This is a genomic window from Pseudomonas sp. MTM4 (assembly GCF_019355055.1).
In the GTDB taxonomy this organism is placed as follows: Bacteria; Pseudomonadota; Gammaproteobacteria; order Pseudomonadales; family Pseudomonadaceae; genus Stutzerimonas.
The window spans coordinates 2,722,907-2,741,003 of record NZ_CP048411.1; the positions used below are offsets into that span (position 1 = coordinate 2,722,907).

General features: G+C 62.5%; 18 protein-coding genes. 7 read left to right on the plus strand and 11 right to left on the minus strand.

Annotated elements, in window-relative coordinates; genetic code table 11:
• The first annotated feature begins 85 nt into the window (after positions 1-85).
• Together fdhD and GYM54_RS12600 are read left to right on the plus strand one after the other, a co-directional pair.
• On the plus strand, positions 86-925 hold the full coding sequence (gene fdhD, locus GYM54_RS12595; RefSeq protein ID WP_181103164.1) for a formate dehydrogenase accessory sulfurtransferase FdhD: 840 nt from the start codon (positions 86-88) through the stop codon (positions 923-925).
• Between the two features lie 242 nt (positions 926-1,167).
• Positions 1,168-1,638 (plus strand): glycine zipper domain-containing protein, encoded by a 471-nt coding sequence (locus GYM54_RS12600; protein WP_131651272.1) that lies wholly within the window; start codon positions 1,168-1,170, stop codon positions 1,636-1,638.
• 109 nt (positions 1,639-1,747) lie between these two features.
• Here GYM54_RS12600 and GYM54_RS12605 read toward each other — a convergent pair whose 3' ends face one another.
• The 4 genes from GYM54_RS12605 to GYM54_RS12620 all read right to left on the minus strand — a co-directional run bounded on the left by GYM54_RS12605 (position 1,748) and on the right by GYM54_RS12620 (position 6,641).
• Positions 1,748-2,191, minus strand: coding sequence for a thioesterase family protein (locus tag GYM54_RS12605; protein ID WP_131651271.1), 444 nt, complete (start codon positions 2,189-2,191; stop codon positions 1,748-1,750).
• 57 nt (positions 2,192-2,248) lie between these two features.
• Positions 2,249-3,412, minus strand: coding sequence for an iron-containing alcohol dehydrogenase (locus GYM54_RS12610; RefSeq protein WP_197445325.1), 1,164 nt, complete (start codon positions 3,410-3,412; stop codon positions 2,249-2,251).
• Between the two features lie 197 nt (positions 3,413-3,609).
• On the minus strand, positions 3,610-5,400 hold the full coding sequence (locus GYM54_RS12615; protein WP_197445326.1) for an acyl-CoA dehydrogenase C-terminal domain-containing protein: 1,791 nt from the start codon (positions 5,398-5,400) through the stop codon (positions 3,610-3,612).
• A 2-nt stretch (positions 5,401-5,402) separates the two neighbouring features.
• Positions 5,403-6,641: a 3-hydroxyacyl-CoA dehydrogenase gene (locus GYM54_RS12620; RefSeq protein WP_197445327.1), complete on the minus strand. Its 1,239-nt coding sequence runs from the start codon at positions 6,639-6,641 to the stop codon at positions 5,403-5,405.
• 101 nt (positions 6,642-6,742) lie between these two features.
• Between GYM54_RS12620 and GYM54_RS12625 the strand changes: the two genes are divergently transcribed.
• The 3 genes from GYM54_RS12625 (at position 6,743) to GYM54_RS12635 (ending at position 9,086) form a co-directional block, all read left to right on the plus strand.
• Positions 6,743-7,642, plus strand: coding sequence for a LysR substrate-binding domain-containing protein (locus GYM54_RS12625; protein WP_197445378.1), 900 nt, complete (start codon positions 6,743-6,745; stop codon positions 7,640-7,642).
• Positions 7,643-8,117: 475 nt separating this feature from the next.
• Positions 8,118-8,636, plus strand: a complete 519-nt coding sequence (locus GYM54_RS12630) for a hypothetical protein (protein ID WP_197445328.1) — start codon at positions 8,118-8,120, stop codon at positions 8,634-8,636.
• A gap of 9 nt (positions 8,637-8,645) precedes the next feature.
• Positions 8,646-9,086: a DUF421 domain-containing protein gene (locus GYM54_RS12635; RefSeq protein ID WP_197445329.1), complete on the plus strand. Its 441-nt coding sequence runs from the start codon at positions 8,646-8,648 to the stop codon at positions 9,084-9,086.
• On the opposite strand, the gene GYM54_RS12640 is transcribed toward GYM54_RS12635, so the two are convergent.
• The 5 genes from GYM54_RS12640 to GYM54_RS12660 form a co-directional block, all read right to left on the minus strand.
• On the minus strand, positions 9,073-10,185 hold the full coding sequence (locus GYM54_RS12640; protein WP_197445330.1) for an FUSC family protein: 1,113 nt from the start codon (positions 10,183-10,185) through the stop codon (positions 9,073-9,075). The two genes, GYM54_RS12635 and GYM54_RS12640, sit on opposite strands and share 14 nt — an antisense overlap.
• 77 nt (positions 10,186-10,262) lie before the next feature.
• Complete coding sequence (locus GYM54_RS12645) at positions 10,263-10,688, minus strand: HPF/RaiA family ribosome-associated protein (protein ID WP_131649004.1); 426 nt, start codon at positions 10,686-10,688, stop codon at positions 10,263-10,265.
• A gap of 405 nt (positions 10,689-11,093) precedes the next feature.
• A complete protein-coding gene (locus GYM54_RS12650) occupies positions 11,094-11,666 on the minus strand; it encodes an Sbal_3080 family lipoprotein (RefSeq protein ID WP_181103178.1) in 573 nt (190 codons plus the stop codon).
• Between the two features lie 63 nt (positions 11,667-11,729).
• Positions 11,730-13,025 (minus strand): NTP/NDP exchange transporter, encoded by a 1,296-nt coding sequence (locus tag GYM54_RS12655; protein WP_181103420.1) that lies wholly within the window; start codon positions 13,023-13,025, stop codon positions 11,730-11,732.
• 15 nt (positions 13,026-13,040) lie between these two features.
• Positions 13,041-13,958 (minus strand): aldo/keto reductase, encoded by a 918-nt coding sequence (locus tag GYM54_RS12660; RefSeq protein ID WP_181103180.1) that lies wholly within the window; start codon positions 13,956-13,958, stop codon positions 13,041-13,043.
• Between the two features lie 282 nt (positions 13,959-14,240).
• On the opposite strand from GYM54_RS12660, the gene GYM54_RS12665 reads away from it, so the two are divergent.
• Positions 14,241-14,480 (plus strand): hypothetical protein, encoded by a 240-nt coding sequence (locus tag GYM54_RS12665; RefSeq protein ID WP_131649007.1) that lies wholly within the window; start codon positions 14,241-14,243, stop codon positions 14,478-14,480.
• 39 nt (positions 14,481-14,519) lie between these two features.
• Here the strand turns inward: GYM54_RS12665 and GYM54_RS12670 are convergent, their stop codons facing one another.
• Positions 14,520-16,448 carry an ATP-dependent DNA helicase RecQ gene (locus GYM54_RS12670; RefSeq protein ID WP_181103182.1) on the minus strand — a complete coding sequence of 643 codons (1,929 nt, stop codon included), beginning with the start codon at positions 16,446-16,448 and terminating at the stop codon, positions 14,520-14,522.
• Between the two features lie 308 nt (positions 16,449-16,756).
• On the opposite strand from GYM54_RS12670, the gene GYM54_RS12675 reads away from it, so the two are divergent.
• Positions 16,757-17,008: a DUF2790 domain-containing protein gene (locus GYM54_RS12675; RefSeq protein ID WP_181103184.1), complete on the plus strand. Its 252-nt coding sequence runs from the start codon at positions 16,757-16,759 to the stop codon at positions 17,006-17,008.
• A 314-nt stretch (positions 17,009-17,322) separates the two neighbouring features.
• Here the strand turns inward: GYM54_RS12675 and GYM54_RS12680 are convergent, their stop codons facing one another.
• A complete protein-coding gene (locus GYM54_RS12680; RefSeq protein ID WP_131649010.1) occupies positions 17,323-17,925 on the minus strand; it encodes a nitroreductase family protein in 603 nt (200 codons plus the stop codon).
• Between the last annotated feature and the right edge of the window lie 172 nt (positions 17,926-18,097).

The following is an 18,097-nucleotide window of genomic DNA, read 5'->3' on the forward strand; positions in this document are numbered from 1 at the left end:
TTCGGGCGCAGCACGCATTGAAAATCCGCCCGAGGCCCTTCACAGTCGACCGGTCGGCACACCTGCAGTCAATATCGAGCCTGCCATGAGCACTCCACGCCACCTCAACATCGCCTCGGATAGCAACACGCCAACCGAGGCCAGCCAGCGCTATTACTTTCAGGCGCTCGGAGAGACCCAGCGCGAACCTGTGGATCTGGCCGAAGAGTGTGCCCTGGCGATCGCCTATAACGGCATCAGCCAGGCGGTGATGATGGTCTCGCCGGCCGACCTCGAGGATTTCGTGGTGGGTTTCAGCCTTGGCAGCGGTATCGTCGAGGACGTCAGCGATATCTACGACATTCATATCAGCGGCGCCGGCAGCGGTCGCCAGGCCGATGTCGAGATCGCCAGTCGCGCCTTCTGGAAACTCAAGGAGCAGCGTCGACAGCTGCCCGGCAACGCCAGTTGCGGATTATGCGGCGTCGAAGCCCTGGAGCAGGCGCTGCCACACCTACCGGTGATGCCGGTCGCGCCCCTGCCGCCGGCCCATTGGCTGCATGACTTGCGTCAGCGCATCGCCGAATTTCAGCCATTGGCTCAGACCTGCGGCGCGGTGCACGCCGCTCTGTTCATCGACGCGCAGGGCGAAATCCGCCTGGGTCGCGAAGACATCGGCCGGCACAACGCGCTGGACAAGCTGATCGGCGCATTGAGCCGCATGAAACAGAACGTCTCCGGGGGTGTTGCCGTGGTCACTAGCCGCTGTAGCCTCGAGCTGATTCATAAGGTGCAGCGTGCGGGCATCCCCACGCTGGTCAGCTTTTCCTCGCCAACCGGCCTGGCGGCACAATGGGCGCAGCGCCACAACCTTAACCTCATCCACATTCCCCATCGCAGCCCACCGCGGGTATTCAGCCCACTCCAGGCAAACGCCCAGACATAGCCGTTCGCGCGCATGGGGCGATCCATCGCTCCTTCTGAGAAGCTGCTGCATGACGCAGGCACAGAAAAAGCGCCTGGAGGCGCTGCCGAAGCGATTTATGACCGTTTCGCTTGTTGGGAGTTCCGCCTACAAAATCAAATACTTATAAAAATAGACAAGCATCACACCTTTCATCGGTGACTGCTTGCGGAGGGCGGGGCTGGGACGTGAGGATCGCGACGCCATTCATTGAGAGGTTCACCATGAAGTATTCCTCGATTCTGCTCTTGTCCGCGAGCCTGCTTAGCAGCGCGGCCTATGCGGGTAGCAACACCGAAGCCGCTGTTGGTGGCGCCCTGGGTGGAGCGCTGGGTTCGGTGGTCGGCGAGCACCTCGGTGGCTCGACAGGCGCCGCTATCGGCGCTGGCGTGGGCGGCGCGGCAGGCGGCATGGTCGGTGCTGACAAACGCAGCCGTACCGAAGCGGCCATAGGCGGTGGCCTGGGTGCCGCAGGTGGCAATGTCATCGGTCAACGCGTCGGTGGCAGCACGGGCGGACTCATCGGTGCGGCCGTTGGTGGTGGTGCTGGCGGTGCGGTCGGCAATGCCTACGGCGATGATGATGACGACTATCGAAGTGATCGCCGCTACCGTGACGACCGCCGATATCGTAGCCATCCGGGTAAAGCCAAAGGGCATTACAAGCACAAACATAAACACAAGCATCACGACTAATCACATCAGTCGGAAGTTGTATCGTCGAAGTTATTCGACCCCAGTACAGCGATCCGAGGCCGAACAGGCTCGGCCCTACAGTAACCGCAGAGATTGCCGTAGGGCCAAATTATTCGGCCACCACCAACAGCGCTTCCAGTGCCTGGCGCAAGCCATTCGGGATTGGCGTCGGCCGATTGCTGGCGCGGTCCACGAATACATGGACGAAGCGCCCTGCCGCACAGGCCGGTGCCTCCCCTGCCTTGAAGATCGCCAACTCATACTGCACCGAACTGTTGCCGAGCTTGCTGACCCGCAAGCCAACTTCCAGAGCATCGGGAAAAGCAATGGATGCAAAGTAATCACAGGATGAGCTGACCACGAAACCCACTACCTCGCCTTCGTGGATGTCCAACCCGCCTCGCTCGATCAGGTAAGCGTTCACCGCGCTGTCGAAATAGCTGTAGTAAACGACGTTATTTACGTGACCGTAGATATCGTTGTCGTGCCAGCGCGTGGTGATCGGCTGGAAGTGGTGGTAGTCGTCGCGCAGGTGCTGCGGTTGTTCGGCCATTCGGCATTCCTTGAAGGCAAGTCGACGCGGCGCGGTAAGCGCGGTGCGCCATTAAGATCAGTAGGCGGCTCGGTAGATAGCCAGCGCATCGACTTCGGTGATTTCGCGCGGGTTGTTCACCAGCAATCGCTGCTGGAGCATCGCCTCCTTCGCCAGTTGCGGCAGCATGTCTTCCGGTACGCCAGCGTCGCGCAGACGGGTCGGCAGGCCCATGCGCCCACTCAGCACACCGAGCTCCTCGATCAGTTGCTCGGCGAAGGTTGCCGGATCGTCGCTGCGCAGTCTGTCGCCCAGCACAATGGGCGCCAGCTCACCGTAATGAGTGGTCGCCGCGCTGACGTTGAAGCGCAGCACGTGCGGCAGCACCAGCGCATTGGACAATCCGTGGGGAATATGGAAATTGCCGCCCAGGGGATAGGCCAGCGCATGCACGGCGGCCACCGGCGCGTTGGCGAAGGCCTGGCCGGCGAGGCAGGCACCGAGCAGCATCGCCTGGCGCGCCTCGCGGTTGCCACCGTTGTGTACCGCCTCGTGCAGGTTGGCCGAAAGAAGGCGCAGCGCCTCGCGGGCCAAAAGGTCGGACAGCGGGTTTTTCTTTAGCGCGCTGGTGTAGGCCTCGATGGCGTGCACCATGGCGTCGATGCCAGTGGCGGCGGTCACCGCTGGCGGCAGGCCGAGGGTGAGATCGGCGTCGAGCAGTGCCAGATCAGGCAGCAGCAACGGCGAAACCACGCCCATCTTGGTGGTTTCGCCGGTGGTGACGATGGCGATCTGCGTCACCTCTGAACCGGTGCCGGCGGTGGTCGGCACCTGGATCAGCGGCAGCCGCTGCCCCCTGGCGTTACCCACACCGTAGATGTCCGCCAGCGATTGCGCGCAATCCGGGTGCGCTAGCAACGCCACCAGTTTGGCTACGTCCATCGAGCTGCCGCCGCCAAAGCCGATCACCAGATCCGCCTTCGCCGACTTCGCCTGCTCCACAGCCGCCAGCACGATATTTTCCGGTGGGTCGGCCAGCACCTGGTCGTAGACGGCGACCTGCAAGCTTTCATTCTCGAAGCCTGGCAACACCTCGCCGAGCAGACCGAAACGGGTGATGCCCGGATCGGTCACCACCAGCACCGAGCGCGCCCCGCGCTCCTTGCAAAGGCCGGCCAGGCGCCGTGAAGAGCCGGGTTCGCAGATCAACTGAGCGGTTGTGGCAAAACTGAACGGATGCATCGGTGCCTCCTGATTTTTATGGTTCGGCTTCGGCGGGGACTTTAAAAGCACCCTCACCCCTGCCCTCTCCCGGAGGGCGAGGGGGTATTTCCGTGCAACGGCGAACACTGTGCGCGAATCTCACTCGGTCCAGCTCCCTCTCCCCTCCGGGGAGATGGTTGGGGTGAGGGGGGGGTGGGTAGCGCTCACAAGCAGCGCTAGAATGCGAAATCCGCCTCCGGCAACGCCATCAAACAATCCGCGCCGCCCTGGATCGCTTCACGATGACCACTGGCACGCGGTAATACACGGCGCAGATAGAAATCCGCGCTTGCCAGCTTGGCCTGGTAGAAGGCCTCTTCTCCGGTCCCTGCGTCCAACGCATCCTGCGCCCTTGCTGCGGCCTGCAACCAGAAGCCGGCCAGCAGCACATAGGCCGAATACTGGAGGAAATCCACCGAGACCGCGCCGATCTCCTGGGGGTCGCGCTGGGTCGCGGCGATGATCTCGGCGGTCAGCTCGCGCCATTCGCCGATGCGCGCCTGCACCCGGCTCGCCAGCTCGCGCAGCGCAGGCCGATCGAGCTGACCATCGCAAATCTCGCTGAATTCGGCCTGCAACGCTGACAACTCAGCGCCGCCGTCACCGAGCAGCTTGCGGCGAATATAATCCAGCGCCTGAATGCCATTGGTGCCCTCGTAGAGCTGGGTGATGCGGCTGTCGCGCATCAGCTGTTCCATGCCCCATTCGCGGATATAGCCGTGGCCGCCGTAGATCTGCACGCCGAGGCTGGCCACTTCCTGGCCCATGTCGGTGAAGAACGCCTTAACGATGGGAATCAGCAGCGCCGCGCGCTTGCTCGCCGCCTTGCGGCAGCTCGGCTCGGGATGGCCGTGCTCCAGGTCCAGCTGCCGCGCGCAGTAGGCCGCCAGCATGCGGCTGCCCTCCACCAGGGTCTTCTGCGTCAGCAACATGCGTCGTACGTCCGGATGAACGATGATCGGGTCGGCCGGCTTATCCGGGTATTGCGCACCCGCCAGCCCACGCGACTGAAGTCGCTCGCGGGCATAGGCGAGCGAGCCCTGATAGGCCTGTTCGGCGATACCCAGCCCCTGCAGCCCGACCTGGAAGCGCGCATCGTTCATCATGGTGAACATGCAGGCCAGGCCCTGGTTCGGCTCGCCGACGATCCAGCCGGTGGCGCCGTCGAAGTTCATCACGCAGGTGGCCGCGCCCTTGATGCCCATCTTGTGCTCGATGGCACCGCAGCACAGCGCATTACGTTCGCCCGGCGTGCCGTCGGCGTTGGCGATGAACTTGGGCACCAGCAGCAGGCTGATGCCCTTCACCCCAGCCGGCGCATCCGGCAGGCGCGCCAGCACCAGGTGCACGATGTTCTCGCTCATGTCATGCTCGCCGCCGGAGATGAAGATCTTGCTGCCGCTGACCCGGTAGCTGCCGTCCGCCTGCGGTTCTGCCTTGGTGCGCAGCAGCGCCAAGTCGGTACCGGCCTGGGGCTCGGTCAGGCACATGGTGCCGCTCCACTGGCCGCTGACCAGCTTCGCCAGATAGGCATTCTTCAGTTCGTCGCTGCCGTGCTTGTACAGCGCCAGCACCGCACCTTCGGTCAAGCCGGAGTAGATGCGAAACGACAGCGACGCCGCCATCAGCATCTCGTGGAAGTTGCAGGCCACCAGTTGCGGGAATCCCTGACCGCCGTATTCGCTCGGCCCGGTCATGCTCGCCCAGCCGTTGTCGACGTACTGCTGGTAGGCCTCGACGAAGCCCTGCGGGGTTTTCACCTCGCCGTTTTCCAGGGTCACGCCTTCCTCGTCGCTGTTGCGATTGAGCGGGGCGATCTCGCCGCCTGTGTAGCGCGCCGCCTCTTCCAGCACGCCGTCGATCAACTCGCGATCGAGGCCGTTGCCCAGCAGTTCGCAGTGGGCCGTGGCATCGAACAGCTCATGCAGCACGAAGCGCATGTCACGTAAGGGCGCCTTGTATTCCATGCTCAGGCCTCCTTCTTGTAGTCGACGAAGCGCCCGCCGAGGGTGGCCAGGCTGTCGATCAGCTCGGCTGGCTTCCAGTGCTCGCCATGGCGCTCGGCCAGGGCATTCAAGCGATCACGAATCGCCGGCAGGCCCTGGCGATCGGCCCAGGTCATCGGCCCGCCGACTTCCGCCGGGAAGCCGTAGCCGTTGAGGTAGACGGTGTCGATATCGGTATTGGATTCGGCCATGCCCTCTTCGAGAATCTTCGCGCCCTCGTTGACCAGCGCCAGCAGGCAGCGCTCGCGGATTTCTTCCTCGCTGATCTCCCGGCGCTGATAACCCAGGCGTTCGGACTCGCGCTGCGCCAGCGCATCCACCTCGGGATCGTGCTCGGCCTGGCGGCTGCCCTCGGCGTAGCGGTAGTAGCCCATGCGCGATTTCTGGCCGAAGCGGCCCAGCTCGCAGAGGCGGTTGTCGATCTGCACCTCGGGCTGGTCCTGCCCCTCACCGGCCAGTTCGCGGGCGCGCCATTCCAGGTCGATGCCGACCACGTCGTACATGCGGAACGGCCCCATGGCGAAGCCGAAGGCCTGCAGCGCGGCGTCCACCTGATGCGGGTAGGCACCTTCGAGGAGCAGCGCCCGCGCCTCGCGCACGTAGGTCTTGAGCATGCGATTGCCGATGAAGCCCGGGCAGTTGCCGGCGACCACGCTGACCTTGCCCATGCGCTTGCCGAGTTCGGTGGCAGCCTCCAGCACGGCCTCGCTGGTTCGGGCGCCGCGGACGATTTCCAGCAGCTTCATGATGTGCGCCGGGCTGAAAAAGTGCAGGCCCACGACTTGCTCGGGGCGCCCGGTGACAGCGGCGATGGCATCGATATCCAGCGCCGAGGTGTTGCTGGCGAGGATGCCGCTCGGCTTAACGATGCCGTCCAACTCGCGGAAAATGTTCTGCTTGAGTTCGAGGTTCTCGTAAACCGCCTCGATCACCAGATCCACCTCGGCCAGTGCCTGATAGTCGGCCGCCTTACTGATGCAGGCACGGCGGGCAGCGGCCTGAGCTTCGTCGATACGCCCCTGGCGCACGTTGTGCGCGTAGGTGTCGGCCACCACGCTTAGCGCCTGTTCGAGCATTTCCGGGTTATTGTCCAGCCACAGCACCTGCACGCCGGCATTGGCCAGGCTCATGACGATGCCACGGCCCATGGTGCCAGCACCGATTACCGCGGCGGTTTGGATATCGAAGCGGGTTTGGCTCATTGCAGCAGTCCTCGTCGCAAGCAGAAAAATCAGAAGACCTACCTTAGATGAAGAAGGTACTATTTTTGAAATTTAGTCTTGTGATGATTCAGATTCATCAGATGAATATCTACAACTTCGACCTCAACCTGCTTCGCGTGCTGGACGCCCTGCTACGCGAACGCAACGTCTCCCGCGCCGCCCAGCGGCTGTCGCTCAGCCAGCCGGCGGTCAGCAATGCCCTCAATCGTCTGCGCGAGCTGCTGGACGACCCGCTGCTGGTACGGGTCGGACGCGCCATGCAACCCACGCCACGCGCGCTGAGCCTGGAAGCGCCGATCCGCGATGCGCTGCAGCAGATCGAGCACACGCTCAACGCCGGCGACTTCTTCGATCCGGCCACCAGCCAGCAACGCTTCGCCATCGCCGTCACCGACTACGTAGAGCTGATCTGCATGCCGCCACTGATGGCTCATCTGGCCAGGGTGGCGCCGGGAATTCAGCTAGTGATCGAGCACCTGAGCCCGACGCTGCCCGCCGAGGCGCTGGATAACGGCGAATTGGATCTGGCGCTGGGCCGTTTTCTCGAAGTGCCGACGCGTTTTCACCGCCGCCGCTGGGCCAGCGAGACATTGCAGGTCGCGCTGCGCAAGGATCATCCGCTAGTGGGTGAAGGGCTGGATCTGGACAGTTTCCTGCGCCTGCGCCATCTCTGGGTGCATGGCGGGCAGACGCGCGGCATGGTCGAACAGTGGCTGGAAGAACAGGGTTTGAGCCGCGCAGTGGTGTACACCACGCCGAACTACCTGCAGGCCGCGCATATCGTCGCCAGCAGCGACCTGGCTGCAGTGCTACCGACCCAGCTCGCACGGCATTTCGTCAAGCTGCTGCCGCTGCAACTGTTCGCCCTACCGTTCGATCTCGGCATCTTTCAGCTGGACATCGTCAGCGTCGCCCAGCGGGAGCGGGATGCAGCGTTGCAATGGTTGATCGAGCAGATCGTGGCGGTGGCGCGTCAGTGATGTTTATCGCTGATTCTGGTTCGCGGTAAATGACGGAAGCGCCTGGGCGATTCCGCCTACGGGGAAATGGCGAATTCAGCCACGACGCTTTTTGCTGTTGGATAACGCTACGAAATTTTCTGCCAGACAAACGAAAAACCCGCCGAAGCGGGTTTTTCCTGACCATTTCAAATCCTTTGAAGTGCCTTCCTAGCGTGGTCGATCATCCTTGATCCTGAGCGCGTCCTGCGCTTCAGAGGTGTGCGTAGATTAAGCCCACCAGGGCGTCGGCTGAAGCGGAAATAAGCGCGACAGCTTGTAAGCCTTTCGCTATAGCTGGGTATTACGCGTGATCTAGCCAGTCCCGATTAATACCTCATCATCGCAAGATGTCGCCCATTCGGCGAATGCGGTGCCGTGCTCGCAACGTGCCTGATGAACTTCGCCGTGGGGCCCGGCTCTACCGTTCAGCGCCCGCCATCCAAGGCATACACCTATGTCTTCCGAATTGTCTGAGCAAGATGAGTTTCACAATCGGGACTACCCCATCAAGGAAGACATGCGCCTGCAGGCGCGGCTGTGGAAGCTGGAGCGGTTTGGCTGGATAGCCCTGTGCGGCCTCGTCGCGATCACTCTGCTCGGCGTGTTCGGCGCCGGCCCGTTGAGCCAGACCGAAGCTCGAACGGCCAATGGCGACCTGCTGATCACGTACGAGCGTTTCGAGCGCAACGGAGCGGCCAGCCAAATGCAGATCGAAGCCAGGGCAAGCTCCGACGGTCAAGTCTGGCTGAGTCTTGACGGTGCGCTCCTGGAGCGCTTCACCATCGAGAGCATTCATCCGCAACCGATCACTGCGGAGAGTTTCGGCAACGGCATGCGAGTGCAACTCCAGCCCGATGCGCAAGGCTGGGCAATCGCCTATCTCTCGCTAGGCCCCGACGGGATAGGCCTGGCGCGAAGCGTGGCCCAGCTGAACGGACAATCCGTAACGCTGACACAGTTCATCTACCCATAGGAACATGCCATGGACTCCGTGCTTCGCGCCGCAGCGATTTATCTGGTGGTGCTGGTGGTGTTTCGGTTGGCCGGACGGCGCACGCTTTCGGAACTGACCACCTTCGATTTCGTGCTGTTGCTGATCATCGGCGAGGCCACGCAGCAGGCCTTGCTGGGCGACGATTTCTCGATCGCCAATGCAACGCTGGTGATCGTTTCGCTGGTGACCTTCGACATCGCCCTTTCACTGCTGAAGAACAAGTCGCAATGGTTCGCCAAGTTGATCGATGGGGAGCCGATGATCATCGTCGAGTATGGTCAGCTGCTCGAACGCCGCGTGCGCAAGGCGCGGATCGACGAAAACGACATTCTCGGAGCGGCCCGGCATTCGCAGGGCCTCGAACGGATCGATCAGATCAAATTCGCGATCCTGGAAAAGGACGGGAAGATTTCGATCATTCCTCGCTAGTCGCGTTCGACCGCCGTTCTAAACGCGCCGGAATCAGACGGCGCATCGGATCGCCAAACATCTGGCGAAAGCGTGGGCTATGCAGGCAGACGGCACCCACCAGCCCGACCAGGCAACCCAATACGGTGTCGTAGAAGCGTGCTTCGATCAGCGTAGAGGCCGAGCCGTGGCCCAGCGTCGCCGCCTCGGCCAGCAGGATGGTCATTGGCGTGATGAAGATCGCCGCGAAGGCGTAATGCCGGACCACCGCAGTCTCCACCACGAAACACAGCACCATCATCATCAGCGGGATGGTCCACTTGTCCAGCGGCAACACCAGCATGCCCCAGGCGACCAGCAGGCCGATCCCGGTGCCGAGGATGCGCTGCAATTGCTTGTTCCACACCGCGCGCAGCGAGACGCCCTGAATCACCGCCAGACAACTGACCGGCACCCAGTAGGCCTTTTCCAGTTGCAGAGCCTGGGCGAGCGCCAGCGAGATGCCGACAAAAACGCCGATCAGCACCGAGTCGAATACCACGTAATCGAAGCTTGCCGGCGGCAGCGGCTCCACCGGTTTAGGCGCCTGCAACCGCAGCACGTACAGGCTGTAGAAGAAGGCGATCAACGCTGCCAGCAGCGTGCCCATGCTGATCAAGCCGACCATCAGCGGCACCTGCAGCACCTCCAGCGGGGTGTACATACCGATGGCGGCGGCCATGATGATGAACAGACTGCTCGGCATGCCGATCCGGTAGAAGCGGCAAACCATGGTCACCAGCACCGAGATAAATACCAGCACCGGCACCATGGTCCAGGGAAAGAAGTGGCTCATCAGGCCCAGGGTGTAGCAGGCGATCATGCCGAAGGCGCAGGCCATCAACGTGACCATGCGATGCGACAGCGGCGTGGCGGGCAGATAGAGAAAGACCAGTCCGCCCAGCGATGACACCAGGCCGTAATCGAGACGGTCGAACCAGGCGCCGACGAACAGCGGCAGGCCGGTGGCCAGCGCCGCGGCGAAGGGCATCTGCCAACGCCGGTCGCTGGGGTTGATGGTCAGCAACAGGCGCAGCTGTTCTTTCAGCGGCTCGATCAACCGCTGCCATCGATTTCGCATCGCTAAAGGTTCCAGTGGCGCGTCCCGCTAGTAAAGGCCACCCGGAAACGGAGCGGCCGTGAAGGGCTTCGGACGTACTAATCCTTGCCTCGTTCCTCCTGCTTGGCGAGGAATTCTTCCTGTAGCAAGGCATCGGTGACCTGCTGCGGTTCTTCATCCAACAGCGGATCATCGAGATGGCCGCTGGCGACCACCTTCGAGTCAAGCTTGCCCATCAGATGACCGATGGCGTTGTGCATTTTCTCGGCGGCTCCGTCGACTGCCAGCTGCAGCGACTCGGCCTTGTGGGTGACGGACAGCGGCTGGTGGCCCTTGGGCCGTACCTCGATCTGGCAACGTTTGTCGGCGGCCCCCGCCTTCTGCGCGTTCTCGTCGCCGACGTGGATTTCCACTCGCATCAGAAAATCCTCGAAACGCTCGAGCCGCTCTTGTACTGCGGCACCGACCCATTCGTGGAGCTCGGCACTGCCTTCGATATGGTTGCTTCTCACCTGGACCTGCATAGAGAACTCCTCTTGATGACGTACCTGTTAGGTTCGAGGGGCCCACACCGCCGAGGTTCAGCGGCTTCGTCTGGTGGATTCGTTCTGAAGGGGCGGACCGGGCGTGATGATGGGGTAGATAGGTGGTGCAACAAGATGGCGGATGGGCTGGAGATTTTTGCGTGGATTGACTTAACCCCAGCCTCACCCAGAGAGACGAGGGAGGCGGTTGGCCCGGAATGTTGACTACGTTGCTGCCTTACTAGCTGGCGGATGTGGGGAAACAGAAGGCTGAAGATTGGTCTTAAGAGCACTCCCCAAAGCGTAAACCCCGCACCATCCAGTCCCCTCTCCCTTCGGGGAGAGGGCTAGGGTGAGGGGCTGTTGCCACAAACTGATCGCCAAGCAACCTTACTCGTCCATCAACTACCGATAGCGATGCTGGTATTCGTCGTAGGACAAGCCCTCATTCATCAAGCGTTGCAATTGCTGTTGCCGGTAGGCCTCCCTGCTCAGCGGCGCCCTATCACCAGCCACCACCGGAGCGGGAGCACGGCCCAGACCGACCGACCCGTTGGGAAACAGCTGATGGGTCAGCTCGGCAATCTTCTCCTCGGCGCTGATGAACTTGTCCAGCCGCCCACCGCCCCAGCGTGCGTCATATTCCGCCTGGCCGACCTGACGGCCATTCTCGTAGACGCGGATATCGGCATATTTCATGTACAACGCCAGATCCCAGCCCCAACGACCAATGAAGGTGGTAGCAAGCGCACAACGGCCAGGGCTGCTGCCGGGCGCCATCAGGCGGGTCCTGAAGCCTTTTTCCATCAACGAGGTCTGGTAGGCACTGGTGAAGCCAGCACGCAAGTTCAACGCCGGGATCATGCAGATCTCCGGTGCCAGTTCGGCGGACAGGGTCGCAGGAGTAACGTTCTGTTTGATGCTGCAGCCGCTGATGGCAACGGTAGCGATGAGCGTAAAAAGCGATGCGGCGCGCATGGCGACCTCCGTGTCTGAAAGTAGACAGGCATTTTGCCGCCACTCGCTTGCGCAGAGGTGCGTTTATTCCGCCTCCCGCCCGCTCGCCTTCCGATCCGCCTGGCCGCCCAAGTACCAGCCCAGCACGCCCCAGACCGCTGCGCAGCCGGCGCCCACCAGCGCAATCAGCAGCGTGCCCTGGCCAAGCATATCCATCAGCGTTTTGGCCCAGCCGCTCAAGGCGTCACCGCCGCGGTAAACCACGGTATCGATGAAGTTCTTCGCCTTGTACTTGCTCTCCGCATCCAGCGGCGCAAAGAGCATTTCGCGGCCCGGACGGACGAAGGCGTACTCACCGATGCGCCGCACGATCATCACCGCCGCCAGCACGGCGAAGGTCGGCGCCAGCGCCAGCCCGATGAAACCCAGGCAGACCAGCGCCGGCACCACCGCCAGCAGCACCCGCACACCAAGGCGCTGGGCAACGCGACCTGTGATGAACAGCTGCGACAGCAAGGCGCCGGCCTGCACCACGAAGTCGATGGCGCCGAAGACTCGCACCTGCTCGGCGCGATCGGGAAACAGCTCGGCCACCAGCCGCGCCTGCTCGAAATACAGGAAGGTGCTGGCCGTGGTCAGCAACAGCACGAAGGCGGCAACTCCCAGCAGATAGCTCGAACCCAGCACCCGCGTCAGCCCGCTGAACGGGTTGCCCGCCACCGGACGGCGCGGGTTCTCCGCCTGTTCGGCACCGGGGCGCCCGGCGCCTGCCACTTCGCGCCACGCCATCAGGTAATGCTTGAGCACCACCGCCAACGCCAGCAGCAGCGCCGCCAGCAGCATCAGCCCGAACTGCCCGAGCACGCCCACCAGCAGCGCACTGGCGGCCGGGCCGACCAGGCCGCCGACGCTGGCACCGGCGGCGATGAAGGCGAACAGGCGGCGAGCCTGGGGCGCATCGAACACATCGGCCATCAGGCTCCAGGCCACCGACACCACGAACAGGTTGTAGACAGAGATCCACACGTAGAACACCCGCGCCAGCCAGATGCTCTCGTCCATGACGAAGAACAGCCCGGCGAACGCCAGCAGATTCACGCAGAAGAAGCCGTACACCCAGTCGATGTAATGGACGCGCGCCACCCGCGAGTTGAGCCAGGCGAACAGCGGCACCGCCACCAGCATGGCGCAGAAGGTCGCGGTGAAAAGCCACTGCAGATTCTCCACGCCGCCCTGGATGCCCATGGACTCGCGGATCGGTCGCAGCATGAAGTAGCCGCTGAACAGGCAGAAGAACAGCCCGAAGCCGGCCAGCGCCGCGCGCAATTCAGTGGGTCGGGCGTTGATCAGCCCGGCCAGGCGCAACCGGTTCGAGCCCATGGACATCAGCCAGGATCAACCAAAGGCATCGACGATCATCTGCCGCTGGCTGGCATCCGGAAGGCGGCCCTGCCCGGCCAGCAGATTGTCGGCCATATAGCGCGGGGTCGAGGTCGCCGGAATCACCGTGGTCACTGCCGGCTCGGCGAGGATGAACTTAAGCGCAAGCTGCGCCCAGGACGTCGCATCGAGTTCAGCCGCCCAGTCTGGCAGCGGCCGGTCCTTGACGCGCCCGAGCAGGTTGCCGCGAGTAAAGGGCCGGTTGATCAGCGTGGCGATGCCGTTGTCGGCGCAGTACGGCAGCAGCCGCTTCTCGGCATTGCGCTCGCCGACCGAGTAGTTGAACTGGACGAAATCGACCTTTTCCTGCTTGAGCACGTCCAGCAGGCGGTCGTGGGCCGACTCCACATAGTGCGTCACGCCGATATAACGGATGCGGCCCTGCTCCTTCAGCTCGCGCAGCAGACCGAGCTGGGTGCTTGTGTCCTGCAGGTTGTGCACTTGGAGCAGGTCGATGCTGTCGCTCTGCAGCGCCTCGAAACTGGCCTCGATCTGCGCCAACCCGCGCTCGCGGCCAGTGGCGGAGACCTTGCTGGCGAGAAACACGCGCTCACGCGCGCTCTGCCGCTGCACCAGCTCACCAACCACACGATCGGCGTTGCCATAGCTCGGCGCGGTATCGATCAGCCGAGCGCCGCCGTCGACGAAAATCCGCAACACCTCCAGCAGCGCGTCCATCTGCGAATCATCGAGACCCACGTCATGGGTGCGCGAGGTGCCGAGCCCGATCACCGGTAGCTTCTCGCCGGTGGATGGAATCGGGCGCATCCGTAGTGGTTCGGCGGCATGTGCCACGAACGGCAGCAACGGTCCCAGTGCGGCGATAGCCGTCAGCACGGCGGAGCGGTGGAGGAGCTGGCGGCGCGTCTGCATCGGTGGGTTCTCCGTGTCGGTAGCGGCTTCGACGCTTGAGTATGGTCGACACCAGCGGGCGCATCATTGGGCCGACGCACGGGAGCTTTTCAGTTTGTTTCAACGGGGCGCGGCGCGACGCCGCGCCGGTACCCGCTGACCGAGCACCGCTGAAATTGGTTTGAGACATCGTCATGCTGGCAATGTGCCTTTATTTCGGTTTTACTTCGCCGCGCCTGATGATTATTGATCCTTGCGTCGCGCCGCCGCTGCACGCACCGGCTCGCAACAATCGAGACACCCATGCCCAGCCACTCGTCCATGCCGCCCGGCCAACCATCGGCCGCCTTGCCTGATAGACCAGAGGAATCGACCCAGCAGATCAAGGCGCAGCGGCATCGACATCATCGGCTGATCAATCTTGCTTATGGGCTGGGCCTGCTACTGGTGTTTGCGCTCAGTCTCTTGCTGCTGCCCGACGATACGGGCCTGGGCAAGCTGCTGTGGAGCTGGATGCCGAGTCTCGCACCACACGGTGATTGATCACCTGGGCACATTCGAGCCCGGCTCTCTATGCGCAAGTTACGAACGCGCCACCTGCTCGCGCACATCTGCGTAAGGGTAAGCCTCCAGCGAGGCGAACCCCGGGATGCCACGCGCTTTCAACTTGGTAAAAAGCGGTACGCTGATGCCGCAGAGAAAACGCGTCAGGCACTCGGCACTGGGCTCGCTGTTTTTCAACTGCCGATAGCGCTGGCTGAAATCGGCGCAGCGGGCAGCAAGGTCGATCTGCGCCAGCGGCGGCAACGACGGCGGCTCGGGCAGCTGCGCGGTGCGGCCCTGGCAGACCGAACAATGGCCACAACGCTGCGGCGCCTGACGATCACCGAAATAATCGGCCAGGCGCCAGCTGAGGCACTCGCGCGACTCGAATAGTGCGAGCATCCTGTCGATACGGGTGATTTCACTGGTTTCGTGCTGTTTGAAGTAGGCGTGCAGCTCGGCACTCAGCGCGGCGGCATCGAAGTGCGGATCGAGCAGCGCATAGACCTCGGTCATCTGCTTGCTCTCTAGCTCGATCCAGCCCTTTTCCTGAAAGTAATCCAGCGCCTTGACCACTCGCGCCCGGTCGGCGCCGTGCTGTTGGTAGAGCGCATCGAAGTCCAGCGTGCACCAGGTTCGCGCTCGCGCCGAGGTTTGCACGATGGCTTCGACGAACTGCCGACGCTCACCCTCGAAACGGGCGACCAACGCCTCGGGTTCCAGCAAATATTTGTAGCGATACTCGGCGAAATAAGCGAAACGCGGCGCGATGATGCCTTTGAGCTCAAGCTGTACCAGCAGGGTTTTCAACGGCAGCTGGCGGACGTTGCTCTGTTCAGAAAGCCGATTGAGCATCAGCTCCCATTGGCCATCCGGACCGACGCTCGCCAGCTCATCGAGCACATGGCGGATGCCCTCGCGTTCCGGCGTGTCGCCGTAGACGAAATTCTGCAGCACGTTGAGGCTGTCGCGGTTGGCCAATACCAGACAGTCGGACGGTTGCCCGTCGCGCCCGGCCCGACCGATTTCCTGGCTGTAGTTCTCCACCGATTTCGGCAGGTCGTAGTGCACCACGTTGCGGATGTCGGACTTGTCGATGCCCATACCGAAGGCGATGGTGGCGACGATGCAGTTCAATTCGCCGGCCATGAAACGCCGCTGGATGGTCTCGCGCAGTTCGTGAGCCATCCCGGCGTGATAGGCGCTGGCCGGAAAGCCACGCTGCGCCAGATGTTCGGCAACCTGCTCGGCAGTTTTCTGCTGGGTCACGTAGACGATTGTTGGCTGCGCGCCTTTTCCGGCCAGCCATTCCATTAGCCGACGCTGCTTGTTGGCGCCCGCGACCGGCTCGACCAACAGGTTGAGGTTGGCGCGGTAGAAGCCGGTGGTCACCACATCCTCGGCGGCAATGGCGAATTTCGCCTGCATATCGGCGATCACCGGCGGCGTCGCCGTCGCGGTCAGCAGCAGCACCTGAGGGATATCGAACTGACGCTGGTAGTCGGGGAGCTTGAGGTAGTCCGGTCGAAAGTTGTGGCCCCACTCGGAGATGCAATGCGCCTCGTCCACCACCAACAGCGAGATCGGCACCTGGCTGATGAAATGGCGAAAGCGCTCGTTCTTCAGGCGCTCCACCGAGATCATCAGGATTTTCAGCTCGCCGGATTTGGCGCGACTCATGGTGCCGCTGATCTGCTCGCGATCTTGCGCCGAATCGATGCTGGCTGCGGCGATGCCGTGCCGGTGCAGAAAGGCCAGCTGATCCTGCATCAGCGCCAGCAGCGGCGAGACGACCAGTGTCAGGTGCGGCAAATGCAACGCCGACAGCTGGTAGCACAGCGACTTGCCGGAACCGGTGGGAAAGATCGCCGCCGCCGAACGGCCCGCCACCACAGCGCGGATGGTTTGTTCCTGGCCGGGGCGAAAGCCGTCGTAGCCGAAGGTCTGGGCGAGGGTTTGTTCGATCATCGTTAGTCACTCCTTTGACTGGGAGCCGGAGAGTAGCAAAAGGAGGGAGACGGTAAAGCAAAGCGGTCCACGAGGCGCGGTCAGCGGTCGGCAAGAACGCGAAAGTAGCTCATCGATGCCCTGAGCCAGTAACTAGCGAGGCGGCCACGCATTTCGCTCAATCACGTTCATTGGAATCCGCAATTATCGTTAGCGAGCTTACTAACTCATCATCGCCGGGCTCCTGAGAAAAATCACAAGCGAAGCCGGATCGGGTGATGCGGCTTGTCAACAGGAGGAATCCACGAACCAGAACAGGATGCCCTGCCATGCGCACTACCTTTGCATTTGCCACCGCCCTTTTGCTGTCCGCCGCCTCGCTTGCACATGCCAACGGCGCCGAAGCCGAGACCTATACCTACGGCACCAAGATCGATATCGCCTCGGTCCTGTCGATCAAAGTCGCGCCGACACCCTACTGCGAAGTCACCGATGCGGTGATGACTTATCGGGATTCGGCTGGTGAGATCCGCAAGCTCTCCTATCGGACTCTGGCCGACAGCTGCAAGAACCAGAACTGAGCCTGTCGCCTCGTTAATCGCGACATCGACACGCCTGCCGTTCATAGAGTCAACGCTTCTGCGATCCATCGAGCGGCACCAGGGTGGATGAGCAAGGCGTCACCATCTCGTCTACCTGCGTCAAGCGAGATGCCATCCGTAGATAGGTCGGCGGGTTCCGCTTCAGCCCACAGTAGCGCATTCCGCCATTCGGTGGGCTGAAGCGGAACCCGCCGACCCACCTACGAGAGCTCGTCCCATGGAGCGGGCCGACAGGCCATTACTGATCGAAGCCACGCCGCATATTCACCAGGGATGCGGCGCGCAAAGATTGGTCAGAACCGATCGCGAATGATCACTTCGTCGAACGGCAGCTTGCCGACACGCGGTTTGGGTTCCACGACACGCTTGCCCACCGCGACCATCATGGCGATGACGTGGTTATCCGGCAGGTTGATCAATTTGCCCACTGCATCGAAGTCGAAGCCGTCCATGGGGCAGGAATCCAGGCCCTTGCCGCGCGCGGCGAGCATCAGCGTCTGCGCCATCAGGCCGCAGCTGCGCATGGCTTCGTCACGCTGTACCTGCGGCTTGTCGCGGTAGTAGTTGTCGATGGCGCCGGCCATGTAGTCCTGCACTTCGGGCGGTGTACCTTCCCAGACGCGGCGGACATTCTTTTCCCAGCTGTCCACCTGCGCGCAAACCACTACCAGCATCGAGGCGTCGGTCATCTGCGCCTGGTTCCAGCCCACCTCGCGAATCTGCGCACGCAGCGCCGGGTCGCTGACCTCGACGAAGCGCACGTGCTGCAGGTTAAAGGCCGACGGCGCCAGCAGCGCCAGCTGCAGCAGTTCGTCCTTTTCTTCGCGGCTCAATTGAAAGTTGCTGTCGTAAACCTTGACGGCGCGACGAGTCTGGATGGCTTCTTCGATATGCATGGCATGGCTCCATTAGGCTGTAAACGTGGCCGCTATGCTATGCCCCGGAAACCATCGAATCCATCCGCCTTGGTTGATGGTATTTATCAGCGGGACCGATATGTCAGCCCTGCAAAGTCGCTGCAGGTAGCTTGAGATGCATAGCGCTGAATACACCATACGGTGATCGCTT

Coding starts and splice junctions, on each gene's coding strand:
- fdhD (WP_181103164.1), top strand. CDS start 86: ATGAGCACTCCACGCCACCTCAACATCGCCTCGGATAGCAACACGCCA.
- GYM54_RS12600 (WP_131651272.1), top strand. CDS start 1,168: ATGAAGTATTCCTCGATTCTGCTCTTGTCCGCGAGCCTGCTTAGCAGC.
- GYM54_RS12605 (WP_131651271.1), bottom strand. CDS start 2,191: ATGGCCGAACAACCGCAGCACCTGCGCGACGACTACCACCACTTCCAG.
- GYM54_RS12610 (WP_197445325.1), bottom strand. CDS start 3,412: ATGCATCCGTTCAGTTTTGCCACAACCGCTCAGTTGATCTGCGAACCC.
- GYM54_RS12615 (WP_197445326.1), bottom strand. CDS start 5,400: ATGGAATACAAGGCGCCCTTACGTGACATGCGCTTCGTGCTGCATGAG.
- GYM54_RS12620 (WP_197445327.1), bottom strand. CDS start 6,641: ATGAGCCAAACCCGCTTCGATATCCAAACCGCCGCGGTAATCGGTGCT.
- GYM54_RS12625 (WP_197445378.1), top strand. CDS start 6,743: ATGAATATCTACAACTTCGACCTCAACCTGCTTCGCGTGCTGGACGCC.
- GYM54_RS12630 (WP_197445328.1), top strand. CDS start 8,118: ATGTCTTCCGAATTGTCTGAGCAAGATGAGTTTCACAATCGGGACTAC.
- GYM54_RS12635 (WP_197445329.1), top strand. CDS start 8,646: ATGGACTCCGTGCTTCGCGCCGCAGCGATTTATCTGGTGGTGCTGGTG.
- GYM54_RS12640 (WP_197445330.1), bottom strand. CDS start 10,185: ATGCGAAATCGATGGCAGCGGTTGATCGAGCCGCTGAAAGAACAGCTG.
- GYM54_RS12645 (WP_131649004.1), bottom strand. CDS start 10,688: ATGCAGGTCCAGGTGAGAAGCAACCATATCGAAGGCAGTGCCGAGCTC.
- GYM54_RS12650 (WP_181103178.1), bottom strand. CDS start 11,666: ATGCGCGCCGCATCGCTTTTTACGCTCATCGCTACCGTTGCCATCAGC.
- GYM54_RS12655 (WP_181103420.1), bottom strand. CDS start 13,025: ATGGGCTCGAACCGGTTGCGCCTGGCCGGGCTGATCAACGCCCGACCC.
- GYM54_RS12660 (WP_181103180.1), bottom strand. CDS start 13,958: ATGCAGACGCGCCGCCAGCTCCTCCACCGCTCCGCCGTGCTGACGGCT.
- GYM54_RS12665 (WP_131649007.1), top strand. CDS start 14,241: ATGCCCAGCCACTCGTCCATGCCGCCCGGCCAACCATCGGCCGCCTTG.
- GYM54_RS12670 (WP_181103182.1), bottom strand. CDS start 16,448: ATGATCGAACAAACCCTCGCCCAGACCTTCGGCTACGACGGCTTTCGC.
- GYM54_RS12675 (WP_181103184.1), top strand. CDS start 16,757: ATGCGCACTACCTTTGCATTTGCCACCGCCCTTTTGCTGTCCGCCGCC.
- GYM54_RS12680 (WP_131649010.1), bottom strand. CDS start 17,925: ATGCATATCGAAGAAGCCATCCAGACTCGTCGCGCCGTCAAGGTTTAC.